The sequence below is a fragment of the Aeromonas sp. MR7 genome, assembly GCF_963899385.1.
GTDB lineage: Bacteria > Pseudomonadota > Gammaproteobacteria > Enterobacterales > Aeromonadaceae > Aeromonas > Aeromonas bestiarum.
Map to the genome: position 1 here is coordinate 302,955 of NZ_CAWQXH010000021.1, position 11,951 is coordinate 314,905.

Consider the following 11,951-nt stretch of genomic DNA (forward strand, 5'->3'; position numbering starts at 1 on the left):
TTAATCAGGCGTGGATGCTGGCCAGCTCGTGGCGTTTCAACGCCAGCAGCGTGATGAGGAAAGCGGCGGTGGCGATCAGCGCCATGCCGATATAGGTGGCACTGAAACCGGGAGCCAGCTCGGCCGGGCTCAGGCTGGCCAGGTTGTGGCTGGTGCCCGCCGGCAGGGCGGAGTGGAACAGCACGGAACAGATGGCGACCCCGACCGCCCCCCCCAGCTCACGGCCGAAGTTGAACAGCGACATGCCGATGCCGCGATCTTCCCGTGGCAGGGCATTTTGCACCACCACGGAGAGCGCTGGCAGCACCAACCCCAGCCCCAGACCGGCGAAGCCCAGCCCCAGATTGGCCCAGACATCGAAATGGATCTGCCACAGCGCCAGCGCCGACAGGGCGAAGCCCACCACCACGAAGCGTTTGTAGTAACCGGTGCGGCCGATCAGCTTGCCGCCGATGAAGGCCCCCGCCGTGATGCAGACCATGAAGATCACCATGTAGAGACCGCTCTCGCTGGCTCCCATCCCCTTCTGCCACTGCATCTGCAACGGCAGATAGACCAGCACGGCAAACATCAGCAGCTGGGAGGCCAGCGCCAGCAGCACGCTCACCAGATAGCCGGGCAGCCGGACCAGATGGGCAGGCAATATGGGGTCATGGGCGCGCCGCTCCACCAGGATCAGCAGCAGCAGGGCAATCGCCAGTCCTGCCGCCAGCCAGATGGCAGGCAGGGCTGTCTCGGGCGAGAGCAGCAGCAGGCTCAGCGTGGTGACTGTGATCAGCAGCGCCGCCCCCTTCCAGTCGAAGCGACTGTGGCGGCGCACATTGAGGTGGCCCAGGTTGCGGTTCACCAGCCAGAGCGCGAGCGCCCCGAGCGGCAGGTTGATCCAGAAGATCCAGCGCCAGCTCAGCTGTTCGGTGAAGTAGCCGCCGAGCAGGGGCCCGGCGATGCTGGAGACCGCATAGACGGCCGAGATGTAGCCCTGATACTTGCCCACCTCCCGCGGCGGTATGCTGTCGGCGATGACGGTGAAGGCGAGCGCAATCAGGCCGCCGCCCCCCAGCCCCTGCAGCACGCGGGCCGCCAGCAGGGTCGGCAGATCCTGGGCCAGGCCGCAGGCCACAGAGCCTGCCAGAAACAGGCCTATGCCGATGTTGAGCATGCGTACCCGGCCGAACATGTCGCTCAGCTTGCCGTAAATGGGCAGGGCGGCGGTGGCCGCCAGCAGGTAGGCGGTGACTACCCAGGTGAGGGCGGCGCCGGCGTTCAGCTCGGCGCCTATGATGGGCAAGGGGGTGGTGACTATGCTCTTTTCCAGTGAACCCAGGGCGATCACCAGGGCCACGCTCGAGAAGATGGTTTTTGGGGACATATAGGGGCTCGCTAATTTGAAATGCCAGGATCTGCGGCGCAGAACTTATTATTGTCTCATAAATCACCAGCCGATGGCCAAAACCACTGCCATGGCGCCGCCAGCCCGCAACCATGACGGCGGTCGCGACACTGCCTCCTGCATTCTGATAGTCTGCCCTTTTACACCCAAGAGGAAGCAGCCCCATGTCCGAGCAGTTCCGGTTTGATCAATTCGACGCCCTGATTTTCGATATGGACGGCACCCTGGTGGACTCCATGCCCCTGCATCTGGATGCCTGGGAGGCAACCAGCGCCGAGTTCGGTCTGCCGTTTGATCGCGCCCAGCTCAATGAATTCGGCGGCATTCCCACCCGCAAGATAGTCGCCATCCTGGCCGAGCAGCATGGGCAGGAGATCGATGTGGATGCCTTCACCCGACGCAAGGTGGCGCTCTATCTGGCGCATATCGACAAGGTCAGCGTGTTTCCCGCCATGTGGGAACTGGTCAAGCGCTGCCACGGCAAGGTGCCCATGGGCATAGGCACGGGCTCATCGCGCGAGCACGCCCTGCACATCCTGAAAAACACCGGTCTGGATGCCTATATCTCTGTGCTGGTCAGCGCCGACGACATCGACAACCACAAGCCCCACCCCGACACCTTTCTGAAAGTGGCCGAGCTGCTCGGCGCCAACCCCGCCAACTGCCTGGTGTTTGAAGATACCCAGATCGGCATTCAGGCAGGCAAGGCCGGCGGTATGACCACCCTGCTGGCCACCGAAGGCGAACTGCAGCGGGTGTGAGACCAGGTTAGCGACGCGCCCGCCACTGCTGCCAGAGTCCGCCAAGGAAGGCGAGCAGGAAGAGGCCCAGGGCCATCTCCCAATGGAAAGTGAAATAGAGATCCTCTGGCAGGGACGCCAGATAGATAAACAGGGCGCTGAACAGGCCGCGACAGAGCGGCCCTTTCAAGACAGACCAGCGCAGCAGCGTGGCAACGCCGGCCCCCTTGCCAGACAGGGCCATCAGCTCATCCCCAGCAGGCCGAGAATGCCGGCGACTGTGTACCACGGATTGTGCACCCTGCGCTCCTCTTCCAGCGCCTCATGATCCTGCAACAATGTCAGCGCCTCGGCCGGGGTATCGGCAAAAGAGGGGGCAATGACAGTCACAAACCCCTGCTCGACCAGTTGGCGACGCTCATCGTCATAACCGACCACCCAGGTATCGAGATAGGTAAATGACTGACCTTGTTTGAAGAAGTGATAGCGAGACATGGCGGGCTCCGAGGCATTGGACCCCCACTCTACACCGGCGGTTGCAAACTGGCTCACCCCGAATGGGTAGCCAGCTCACACTCAGTTTGCCGTCACCTCATCCTCCCCTTCCCCCTTGTCGCCGCCAGGGGCGGCGCCCGTCGGTCTGGCAAAACCCAGCTCGGCCATGCAGCTGTCAAACGCGGCCTCCCCCGGTTTGCCACTCTCCTTGCAGCTCTCAAAGGCCGCCTTCATCTCGGCCGACATCTCGCGAGGCGGCTTGGGCGGGGTGCGACTGCCCTGATCGGCCGCCATGGCGGTGGCAGTGGCGAGGAATAACAACAGGGGCAGAACACTCTTCATGGCATGACTCCGAATAACGCGCGACATCCACCGCCAGAGGGCGGCGATGGCCCGCTCAAGCGGGCGGTTTCATGCTAGCGAAAAATCAGGAAAAGCAGGGTCAAGGCGGGGTAAAGGGGGCGTCAGGCCTGCGTAAAACCCATAAAAAAACGCCCCTCGCGGGGCGTTTTTTTCAACCATCGCCGTTACATGGCGTTGGTGGATTCGAAGATCTTGTCGGCCGAGGCTTCGACGAAGCCCGGATAGAGCACGCCGTCGGCCTGCGGGTAGCGCAGGGCGAACTCGTAGAAGCAGCTCGGAATGGTGCGCACCCCGTCGCTGAAGGGCACATCCGCCTTGTCGGCCATGGTGGAGGATTGCTCCAGCATCACCTGCGGGTCCCCTTTCACCTCGCCACCCACGCCGTTGAGCACGAAGCCGGCCGCCTTGAGGGCGGCGTTGACCTGTTGGATGGTATCGAACTGCTTGAGGCGATTGATGTTGACCGTGAAGTGATTGGCACGATAACCCCAGGCCGCCATCCAGGCTGCGTACTCACTCTCCGCCAGCAGGGTCTGGTAATCATCCCAGGAGACCTGCCAGGGGGCGCCCGTGTAGAGGAATGCCTGGGTATCGGTCAGGTGGTCGGGTACCTGATCCGCCAGCTTGTGAATGATGGCCTGGGCAGCCTCGGAGAGCTCTTCCACTTTCAGCTCGCTGATGAACACCTTGGGAGCATCCGGATCCTTGTGTTCGAAGTGCTTGGCGTAGAGCTTCTTGGCCTTGAACACGTACTCGCCCTTCTGCTCGTAGCCGAGCGCCAGGAAGTGGGCGGCCAACTTCTCGAGGCCCAATTTGGGCAGGTTGTAGGTGCGAAACGCCACATGATCGTTGACGATGGGCTCGCCGCCACCCAGCAGGGTGTGGACCTTGAGGGCACTCGGGGTGACTTGAATGTAGTTATCCCACAAGTGACCGAACAGGGTGTCGATATCCTTTTGCATCTCTCTTTCCTTTGATTGCGGGTACAGACAAGGGCACCTGTTCAGTGCCCCTTTTATTTTTTTGTTATCAGCGCTCAGCGTAGAGGAGACAGTGTCAGCCGTGGCGGCCTTGCTGCCGGCCTCTTCCTTGTTAAAAGGTCAACCCCGGAGACAGCTGATCCGGCATGGCTGCCTTGCTGTCCTCGACCGAGGCAACCGGGGATATAGCACAGCAGTCGGCGGCATTGGCCCCTCTCCTGCTGCATCAAGATCCCCATTCACGATTAAAAGGTCAAACCCGGAGACAACTGATCCGGCATGGCTGCCTTGCTGTCCTCGACGGAGGCAACCGGGTAAGCACAGTAGTCGGCGGCGTAGTAGGCACTCGCCCTGTGGTTGCCGGAGGCACCTATGCCGCCAAACGGCGCGGCGCTGGAGGCGCCCGTGATGGGCTTGTTCCAGTTGACGATACCGGCGCGGATCCGCTTGAAGAAGTGCTGCCAGTCCGCCTCGCGGTCACCCAGCAGGCCGGCCGATAGGCCGAAGCTGGTGGCGTTGCCCTGATCGATGGCGGCATCGAAATCGTCGTAACGAATGAGCTGCAGCAGCGGGCCGAAGTACTCTTCGTCCGGCAGCGCGCTCACAGCAGTGACATCTATGATGCCCGGGGAGACGAAGCCGGTGCCCGCTTCCAGGTGCTGGAGGGTGAGCAGACTCTCGCCACCCAGCCCTTGCAGCTTGGCTTGCGCCTCAACCATGCCGAGCGCAGCTCGCTCGCTGATCATGGCGCCCATAAAGGGTTGTTCGGCGGCGTCATAGAGGCCGACCTTGATCTGGCCGACCACCTCCACCAGACGCTTGACCAGGGCATCGCCCCGGGCGCCGCGCTCGACAAACAGACGGCGCGAGCAGGTGCAGCGCTGACCGGAGGTGATGAAGGCGGACTGCACTATGGCGTGAACTGCGCCGTCAATATCGCTCACATCCTTGACGATGAGCGGGTTGTTGCCGCCCATCTCCAGCGCCAGGATCTTGCCGGGCTGACCGGCAAACTGCTGATGCAGGAAGTGGCCGGTACGGGACGAACCGGTGAAGAAGAGACCGTCGATATCCGGATTGCCCGCCAGCGCCTTGCCTGTCTCCACCTCGCCCTGCACCAGGTTGAGCACGCCCTTGGGCAGCCCCGCCTCCTGCCAGATCTTCAGCATGGCCTCGGCCACCATGGGGGTCAGTTCGGAAGGCTTGAACACCACGGCATTGCCGGCGATCAGTGCAGGCACTATATGACCGTTCGGCAGATGGCCCGGGAAGTTGTAGGGGCCGAATACCGCGACCACGCCGTGGGGCTTGTGGCGCACGAACGCCTTGGCGCCCGGCATGGGGTTTTCGACCGTGCCGGTGCGCTCGTCATGGGCGCGGATGGAGATGGCGATCTTGCCCTGCATGGCGGCCACTTCGGTGCGGGTCTCCCACAGCGGTTTGCCGGTTTCGCGGGCTATGGTCAGCGCCAGCGCCTCCTTGTGCTCGCCGAGCTGCTCGGCGTAACGGCGCACTATGGCAAGACGCGCCTCCAGGCTCATATCAGACCAATGGTAGAAGGCGCTGCGGGCGGCCTTGACGGCGGCATCCACCTGGGCGGCGCTGGCGGCGCCCCCTTGCCAGATCACCTCGTTCTTCGCCGGATCCCTTGACTCGAATGGCTTGCCTTCACCGGCAAGCCATTGACCGTCTATCAGTTGTACTAACTGGCTCATCCATTCACTCCCTGTTGTTCGCAAGCAGCCTTGGCTGCCTGTTTCATATGCGGTTTTACTGCCAATACGGCTCAATCGAGATCGACGGCCCGTACCATGTCGCCATCTTGCACCTTGAGTGCCGTCGCCATCTTGGGCGGAATGATGGCCTCGTGCTTGTCCAGATCGACCCGGATATTGCCGTAGCAGGCACGGTAGTGCTCGTAGCGGGTATTGCAGACCAGGTGGATCTTGCCACCTATGGGTTCGCCGATCAGCACCCGCAACTTCTGGCTGCGGCGCACGCTGCGGATATTCTTCACGTCACACTCGACGGTGGGGCCGGCATCAAAGATGTCGACATAGCCCCGGTTCACGAAGCCTTCATCCTGCAGCATCTTGATGGCCGGGCGGGTCTTCTCGTGGGTCTGACCGATGACGGCGCGCGCCTCGTTGCTCAGCAGGTTGACGTAGATGGGATACTTGGGCATCAGCTCGGCGATGAAGCGCTTCTTGCCGATGCCGGTGAGATAGTCGACGGTGGGAAAATCCATCGAGAAGAAATGCTTTTGCAGCCACTCGTAGAAGGGGCTGTGACCATTGCCATCGGAGACGCCACGCATCTCGGCAAAGACGGTATCGTCGAACAGCTCGGGATGTTCGGCCATGAACAGGAAACGGTGCTTGGAGAGCAGACGGCCGTTGAGCCCCTCGCGGGCGCATTCACGCAGAAACAGGGTGCAGAGTTCGGAATTGCCTGTGTAGTCATTGGACAGGGTGAGCGTCTCGACCACGTTGTAGATGCCGAGCTTGGGGGAAGAGTGGACCACCTTGCCGATGTGATAGTTGTAGAACGGCTGGGACAGGCCCACGGCCGCATCGATGGCACAGGTACCGACCATTTCGCCGGTCTCCAGATCCTCAGCCACGAAGAAGTAGAGGCAATCACCCTTACCTGCCGGTTTGTCCGAGAAGGTCTGGGTCGAGGCATCTATCTTGCGCTGCAGCAGTTCATCGTTGACGGGCAACGAGGTCATGCCGGTGCCGGATTCGATGGCACAGGTCTTGAGACCGGCAAAATCTTTTTGCTCGATGGGACGGATAACCAACATAAATGACAACTCCCTTTCATTGACGACAGGTGGGGTCCCGGCTCCTGCCGGGAGGGCTCCCCACCTCAATTTGGATCAGGCGTTAACCACCTGGGCAACCGCTTTTTCGAACCGGGCCAGCCCTTCCTTGATGTCCGCTTCCGGGATAACCAGGGACGGAGCGAAACGCACCACGTTGGTACCCGCGACCAGTGCCATCAGCCCCTGATCGATGGAGGCCAGCAGGAAGTCACGGGAACGGCCCTTGTAGTCGTCGTTCAGCACGGCGCCGAGCAACAGGCCCTTGCCACGCACTTCGCTGAAGCAGTGGTACTTGGCATTGATGGCGTCGAGCCCGGCGCGGAACAGCTGCTCGCGGTGCTTGATGCCGCTCAGCACTTCCGGGGTGTTGACCACGTCGATCACCGCCTCGGCCACGGCGCACGCCAGCGGGTTGCCGCCGTAGGTGGAACCGTGAGTACCCACTTTCAGGTGAGCCGCGATCTCGTTGGTGGTCAGCATGGCACCGATGGGGAAGCCGCCGCCGAGCGCCTTGGCGCTGGTGAGGATGTCAGGCGTGACGCCCAGACCCATGTAGGCAAACAGATCGCCAGTACGGCCGACCCCGGATTGCACCTCGTCATAGACCAGCAGGGCATTGTGCTTGTCGCACAGCTCGCGCACGCCCTTGGCAAACTCGTCGGTCGGACGAATGATGCCCCCCTCCCCTTGCAGCGGCTCCATCACCACGGCGCAGGTATTGTCGGAGATGACGGCAGCCAGCTCCGCCAGATCGTTGTAAGTCACATGGGTGATATCCGCGGGCTTGGGACCGAAACCATCGGAGTAGGCGGCCTGGCCACCGACGCTGACGGTAAAGAAGGTACGACCGTGGAAACCCTGATGGAAGGCGATGATCTGGGTCTTGTGCTCCCCGAACTTCTCGATGGCGTAACGACGGGCCAGCTTGAGGGCCGCCTCGTTGGCTTCGGCGCCCGAGTTGCAGAAATAGACCTTGTCGGCAAAGGTGGCGGCAACCAGCTTCTTGGCCAGACGCAGAGCCGGCTCGTTGGTCATCACGTTGGAAAGGTGCCACAGCTTCTCACCCTGGGTTTTCAGGGCTTCGACCAGCTTGGGATGACAATGGCCGAGGCCATTGACGGCAATCCCGCCGGCAAAATCGACATACTCACGGCCTTCCTGATCCCAGACACGTGACCCTTCACCACGCACCGGGATGATCTTGGCGGGCGCATAGTTGGGAACCATCACTTCATCAAACACTTCACGTGTCACTGCCAACAACTCTGACATATTGCTCTCCTTCGATCTGGCGACAGAATAATCCACCGCCCAAAAGTTAAATCCATGTAAACACATCGGCATTGTCACAGAAAAAAAGCTAAAAGTCTGCAACAAAGCGAGTTACAGGGAACAATGTTCGATTGCCTGTGAGATTTTAGGCAACCGCATTGCATAACGGCTCAGGGGGTATTGGCAAGAGATAATTTGGACAGGGAGGGAGGTGAATAAAGTGTCAGGGAAAATATTTTTGGCCTCATTTCGATTCTGGGAGGCCGATCACAACTCTTCAGGAACTTGCTAAAAAATTGGCCAGCAATTGGTGGCCCTGTTCGCTCAAAATGCTCTCCGGATGGAACTGAACCCCCTCTATATTCAACTGCTTGTGGCGCAGGCCCATGATCTCGTCAAAGGAGCCATCGGCGTGCTCGCTCCAGGCGGTGATCTCGAAACAGTCGGGCAATGTGCCCTGATCCACGATCAGCGAATGATAACGGGTGACCCGCAGCGGGTCGTTCAGACCGCGAAATACACCCTGCCCCTGATGGCGGATGAGCGACATCTTGCCATGCATCACCTGACGGGCGCGCACCACCCGGGCCCCGAAAGCCTGCGCCAGGGATTGATGGCCGAGACAGACGCCCAGAATGGGAAGCTGGCCGGCAAATCGGCTGATGGCAGCAAGGGAAATGCCCGCCTCATTGGGGGTGCAGGGGCCGGGAGAGATCACCAGATAACGGGGGGAGAGCTGCGCTATGGCGTCCAGCGTCAGTTCATCATTGCGCTTCACCACCACCTCTTGTCCCAGGGCGCCAAAATACTGCACCAGGTTCCAGGTAAAGGAGTCGTAGTTATCGATCAGCAACAGCATGGGGTAACCAGAAACAGAGAATCAACGATCCAGATAACGACCCTGTTCCATTTCGCGCTCGCGCTGACACTCGGCCAGATAGATGGCGGCGGCGATGGCAGGGGTCTTGTGGTATTTGTCGATGGCGTTGGAGACCATCAGCTGCAGGGTATTGAGGTTCTTGGCCTTGCGAAATTTACGCAGCCAGTGACCCTTGTCGCCCAGCTCTTCAATCATGGTATTGGATTCGACAGACATGCTTACTCTTGGGGCAGAAGCCCGCGTTTGAAATTGGAAGATGAATTAATGAATAGCTGGTCGGGTAAAACAAAGAAAGCCAGGCAAATACCCAGCTCTCTTCTACTACACCTTCCCAGTATGTCAGGCTCGAGGAACGAAGCCGACTACATCATATACGCTGGTCAGGGTTTTTTCAGCCCTTTCACGTGCCTTTTGTGCACCTGCCGCCAAAATTGTTTGCAGATGAGCCTCATCCTGACGCAGCTCGCGGAAGCGCGCCTGGATGGGTTCCAGCAAGGCGACCACGGCCTCGGCAGTCTCGGTCTTGAGGTGACCGTACATCTTGCCTTCGAAGTGCTGCTCCAGCTCCGGGATGGAGCGCCCCGTCACCCCGGACATCAGGGTCAGCAGATTGGAGACACCCGGCTTGTTTTCCGGATCGAAGCGCACCACGGCCGGTTCGTCGGAGTCGGTTACCGCCCGCTTGATCTTCTTGACGATCTGCTTGGGATCTTCCAGCAGGCCGATGAAGTTGGCCTCGTTGTCGTCAGATTTGGACATCTTCTTGGTCGGATCCTGCAGGCTCATCACCCGCGCCCCGTCGGTGGGGATGAAGGGCTCGGGCAGAGTGAACACCTCGCCGTGCAGGTTGTTGAACCGGGTGCAGATGTCGCGAGTCAGCTCCAGATGCTGCTTCTGATCGTTGCCGACCGGCACCTGATTGGCCTGATAGAGCAGGATATCGGCAGCCATCAGCACCGGATAGCCGAACAGGCCGACGTTGACGTTGTTCTCGAAACGGGCGGACTTGTCCTTGAACTGGGTCATGCGCGACAGCTCGCCCATCTGGGTGTAGCAGTTCAGGATCCAGCCCAGCTCGGCGTGCTGTGGCACGTGAGACTGGATGAAGACGGTGCTCTTGGCCGGATCGATTCCCACCGCCAGATAGAGGGCGGCGGCATCGAGACACGCCTTGCGCAGGGCAGCCGGCTCCTGGCGGGTGGTGATGGCGTGCAGGTCGACGATGCAGTAGAGGCAGTCGAAATCATCCTGCATGTTGACCCACTGACGCAGGGCCCCCAGGTAGTTGCCTATGGTCAGCTGGCCCGACGGTTGGGCCCCGCTCAGTACGATTGGTTTAGTCATGAGAGTGTTAATCCTTGTTATTCGGCCAGCCCAGCAGCCTTATTCGGCCAGCAGCGCATCGAGCTGGGCAAACTGCTCGCATACCCAGTCCGGGCGGGAATCTGCGATGGGGCGGCCGTAGTTATAGCCGTAGGTCAGTCCCACCACCTTCATGCCGGCGGCCTGAGCGGCCAGCACGTCATTCTCGGAGTCGCCCACCATCAGGGTGCGCAACGGGCTGACGCCCAGCTCGTGGCAGGCGTGCAGCAGCGGATCCGGGCTGGGTTTTTTAACGGGCACGCAGTTGCCGCCCAGCCAGAGCGCGAAACAGTCGCCGATGCCGAGGGCATCCAGGATGGGCTGCACGAAGTGACTCGGCTTGTTGGTCACCACGGCCTGTTTGTAACCGAGCTTCTGCAGGCGGCGCAGACTCTGCTCCACCCCGTCATACATGGCCAGCCCTTCCAGCAGACAGGCCTGATAATGCCGATCGAACAGGGGGCGCGCCCTGGCGGCAAACAGCTCGGAAGCCTCGCGGTAATCCAGCGCGCGCTGGATCAGCTTGTCGGCGCCATTGCCGACCCAGGTACGCACCACGGCCTCGTCGGCCTCGGCCAGTCCCAGCTCGGTGAGGGTACGGTTGACCGCCAGCGCCAGTTGAGGGGCGCTGTCGATCAGGGTGCCGTCCAGATCGAACAGCACCAGATCAAAATCACGCTCAGCGTTCAACATGGGCAAGCTCCGCGCGCATACGGTCGATCACTGCCTTGTAGTCCGGCTGGCTGAAGATGGCAGAACCGGCCACGAACATGTCGGCACCGGCTTGTGCTATCTCGCGAATGTTGTCGACCTTGACGCCGCCGTCGATCTCGAGACGAATGTCACGGCCACTCTCGTCGATCAGGCGACGCACCTGGCGCAGCTTGTCGAGGGTGCCGGGGATGAAGCTCTGGCCACCGAAGCCCGGGTTGACCGACATCAGCAGGATCACATCCAGCTTGTCCATCACATACTCGAGGCAGGTGAGCGGCGTCGCCGGGTTCAACACCAGACCCGCCTGACAGCCCTGCTCCTTGATGAGACCCAGGGTGCGATCCACGTGATCGGACGCTTCCGGGTGGAAGGTGATCAGATTGGCGCCCGCCTTGGCGAAGTCCGGGACTATGCGATCCACCGGCTTGACCATCAGGTGCACATCGATGAGCGCCTCTATGCCATAGTCGCGCAGCGCCTGACAGACCATGGGGCCTATGGTCAGGTTGGGGACATAGTGGTTGTCCATCACGTCGAAATGCACCACGTCGGCACCGGCGGTCAGCACCCTGGCGACATCATCGCCCAGACGGGCGAAATCGGCGGAAAGGATCGAGGGGGCAATCAGAAAGTCTTTCATCAGCGTCATCCATTGGCTAGCGGGCAGAAAAAGCGGCGCAATTTTACCGCAAATATCCGATGAAAACGACCCGAACGCGGGGAGGAAAAAATGGGCCGCCAGCTTTACCGCCCATATCCGATAAAAACGCCTCATACACGGGGAGGAAAAAACGGGCCGCCCGCTTTACCGCCCATATCCGATGAAAACACCCCATACACGGGGAGGAAAAAACGGGCCTGCGGCTTTACCGCCCATATCCGATGAAAACACCCCATACACAGGGAGGAAAAAATGGGCCGCGGCTTT

Annotated in this window: 14 protein-coding genes; 1 reads left to right on the forward strand and 13 read right to left on the reverse strand. The window is 60.8% G+C overall.

The features are described from left to right. Positions 1–4: 4 nt before the first annotated feature. Positions 5–1,369 (reverse strand): MDR family MFS transporter, encoded by a 1,365-nt coding sequence (locus tag AACW87_RS13160; RefSeq protein ID WP_241325167.1) that lies wholly within the window; start codon positions 1,367–1,369, stop codon positions 5–7. Positions 1,370–1,554: 185 nt separating this feature from the next. Between AACW87_RS13160 and AACW87_RS13165 the strand changes: the two genes are divergently transcribed. After that, positions 1,555–2,151 (forward strand): HAD family hydrolase, encoded by a 597-nt coding sequence (locus AACW87_RS13165; RefSeq protein ID WP_241325168.1) that lies wholly within the window; start codon positions 1,555–1,557, stop codon positions 2,149–2,151. A 7-nt stretch (positions 2,152–2,158) separates the two neighbouring features. Here the strand turns inward: AACW87_RS13165 and AACW87_RS13170 are convergent, their stop codons facing one another. From AACW87_RS13170 to rpe, 12 genes are all read right to left on the reverse strand, one after another. Next, positions 2,159–2,374 (reverse strand): hypothetical protein, encoded by a 216-nt coding sequence (locus AACW87_RS13170; RefSeq protein ID WP_241325169.1) that lies wholly within the window; start codon positions 2,372–2,374, stop codon positions 2,159–2,161. Beyond that, positions 2,374–2,625: a hypothetical protein gene (locus tag AACW87_RS13175; protein WP_241325170.1), complete on the reverse strand. Its 252-nt coding sequence runs from the start codon at positions 2,623–2,625 to the stop codon at positions 2,374–2,376. Before AACW87_RS13175 ends, AACW87_RS13170 begins: the two co-directional genes overlap by 1 nt. 81 nt (positions 2,626–2,706) lie before the next feature. Further along, the gene (locus AACW87_RS13180) at positions 2,707–2,967 is read right to left on the reverse strand and encodes a hypothetical protein (protein ID WP_043555167.1); all 261 of its coding nucleotides are present in this window, start codon (positions 2,965–2,967) and stop codon (positions 2,707–2,709) included. Positions 2,968–3,152: 185 nt separating this feature from the next. Beyond that, positions 3,153–3,950: a DUF1338 domain-containing protein gene (locus AACW87_RS13185; RefSeq protein ID WP_219591097.1), complete on the reverse strand. Its 798-nt coding sequence runs from the start codon at positions 3,948–3,950 to the stop codon at positions 3,153–3,155. Between the two features lie 263 nt (positions 3,951–4,213). Beyond that, on the reverse strand, positions 4,214–5,683 hold the full coding sequence (gene astD / locus AACW87_RS13190) for a succinylglutamate-semialdehyde dehydrogenase (RefSeq protein ID WP_241325171.1): 1,470 nt from the start codon (positions 5,681–5,683) through the stop codon (positions 4,214–4,216). Between the two features lie 71 nt (positions 5,684–5,754). Further along, positions 5,755–6,774, reverse strand: coding sequence for an arginine N-succinyltransferase (gene astA, locus AACW87_RS13195; RefSeq protein ID WP_042867721.1), 1,020 nt, complete (start codon positions 6,772–6,774; stop codon positions 5,755–5,757). Between the two features lie 75 nt (positions 6,775–6,849). Beyond that, the gene (locus AACW87_RS13200; protein ID WP_241278504.1) at positions 6,850–8,067 is read right to left on the reverse strand and encodes an aspartate aminotransferase family protein; all 1,218 of its coding nucleotides are present in this window, start codon (positions 8,065–8,067) and stop codon (positions 6,850–6,852) included. 277 nt (positions 8,068–8,344) lie between these two features. Continuing rightward, positions 8,345–8,926 carry an aminodeoxychorismate synthase component II gene (locus AACW87_RS13205; RefSeq protein ID WP_241325172.1) on the reverse strand — a complete coding sequence of 194 codons (582 nt, stop codon included), beginning with the start codon at positions 8,924–8,926 and terminating at the stop codon, positions 8,345–8,347. 21 nt (positions 8,927–8,947) lie between these two features. Beyond that, positions 8,948–9,163, reverse strand: a complete 216-nt coding sequence (locus AACW87_RS13210) for a hypothetical protein (protein WP_042867714.1) — start codon at positions 9,161–9,163, stop codon at positions 8,948–8,950. A 123-nt stretch (positions 9,164–9,286) separates the two neighbouring features. After that, a complete protein-coding gene (gene trpS, locus AACW87_RS13215) occupies positions 9,287–10,291 on the reverse strand; it encodes a tryptophan--tRNA ligase (RefSeq protein ID WP_042867712.1) in 1,005 nt (334 codons plus the stop codon). Positions 10,292–10,330: 39 nt separating this feature from the next. After that, positions 10,331–11,002, reverse strand: a complete 672-nt coding sequence (locus AACW87_RS13220; RefSeq protein ID WP_241325173.1) for a phosphoglycolate phosphatase — start codon at positions 11,000–11,002, stop codon at positions 10,331–10,333. Continuing rightward, a complete protein-coding gene (rpe, locus tag AACW87_RS13225; RefSeq protein ID WP_108536660.1) occupies positions 10,989–11,663 on the reverse strand; it encodes a ribulose-phosphate 3-epimerase in 675 nt (224 codons plus the stop codon). The genes AACW87_RS13220 and rpe overlap by 14 nt, the downstream gene beginning before the upstream one ends. Between the last annotated feature and the right edge of the window lie 288 nt (positions 11,664–11,951).

Excerpts from the sequence above, each read along its gene's own strand:
- AACW87_RS13160 (WP_241325167.1), bottom strand. The coding sequence starts at position 1,369 with ATGTCCCCAAAAACCATCTTCTCGAGCGTGGCCCTGGTGATCGCCCTG.
- AACW87_RS13165 (WP_241325168.1), top strand. The coding sequence starts at position 1,555 with ATGTCCGAGCAGTTCCGGTTTGATCAATTCGACGCCCTGATTTTCGAT.
- AACW87_RS13170 (WP_241325169.1), bottom strand. The coding sequence starts at position 2,374 with ATGGCCCTGTCTGGCAAGGGGGCCGGCGTTGCCACGCTGCTGCGCTGG.
- AACW87_RS13175 (WP_241325170.1), bottom strand. The coding sequence starts at position 2,625 with ATGTCTCGCTATCACTTCTTCAAACAAGGTCAGTCATTTACCTATCTC.
- AACW87_RS13180 (WP_043555167.1), bottom strand. The coding sequence starts at position 2,967 with ATGAAGAGTGTTCTGCCCCTGTTGTTATTCCTCGCCACTGCCACCGCC.
- AACW87_RS13185 (WP_219591097.1), bottom strand. The coding sequence starts at position 3,950 with ATGCAAAAGGATATCGACACCCTGTTCGGTCACTTGTGGGATAACTAC.
- astD (WP_241325171.1), bottom strand. The coding sequence starts at position 5,683 with ATGAGCCAGTTAGTACAACTGATAGACGGTCAATGGCTTGCCGGTGAA.
- astA (WP_042867721.1), bottom strand. The coding sequence starts at position 6,774 with ATGTTGGTTATCCGTCCCATCGAGCAAAAAGATTTTGCCGGTCTCAAG.
- AACW87_RS13200 (WP_241278504.1), bottom strand. The coding sequence starts at position 8,067 with ATGTCAGAGTTGTTGGCAGTGACACGTGAAGTGTTTGATGAAGTGATG.
- AACW87_RS13205 (WP_241325172.1), bottom strand. The coding sequence starts at position 8,926 with ATGCTGTTGCTGATCGATAACTACGACTCCTTTACCTGGAACCTGGTG.
- AACW87_RS13210 (WP_042867714.1), bottom strand. The coding sequence starts at position 9,163 with ATGTCTGTCGAATCCAATACCATGATTGAAGAGCTGGGCGACAAGGGT.
- trpS (WP_042867712.1), bottom strand. The coding sequence starts at position 10,291 with ATGACTAAACCAATCGTACTGAGCGGGGCCCAACCGTCGGGCCAGCTG.
- AACW87_RS13220 (WP_241325173.1), bottom strand. The coding sequence starts at position 11,002 with ATGTTGAACGCTGAGCGTGATTTTGATCTGGTGCTGTTCGATCTGGAC.
- rpe (WP_108536660.1), bottom strand. The coding sequence starts at position 11,663 with ATGAAAGACTTTCTGATTGCCCCCTCGATCCTTTCCGCCGATTTCGCC.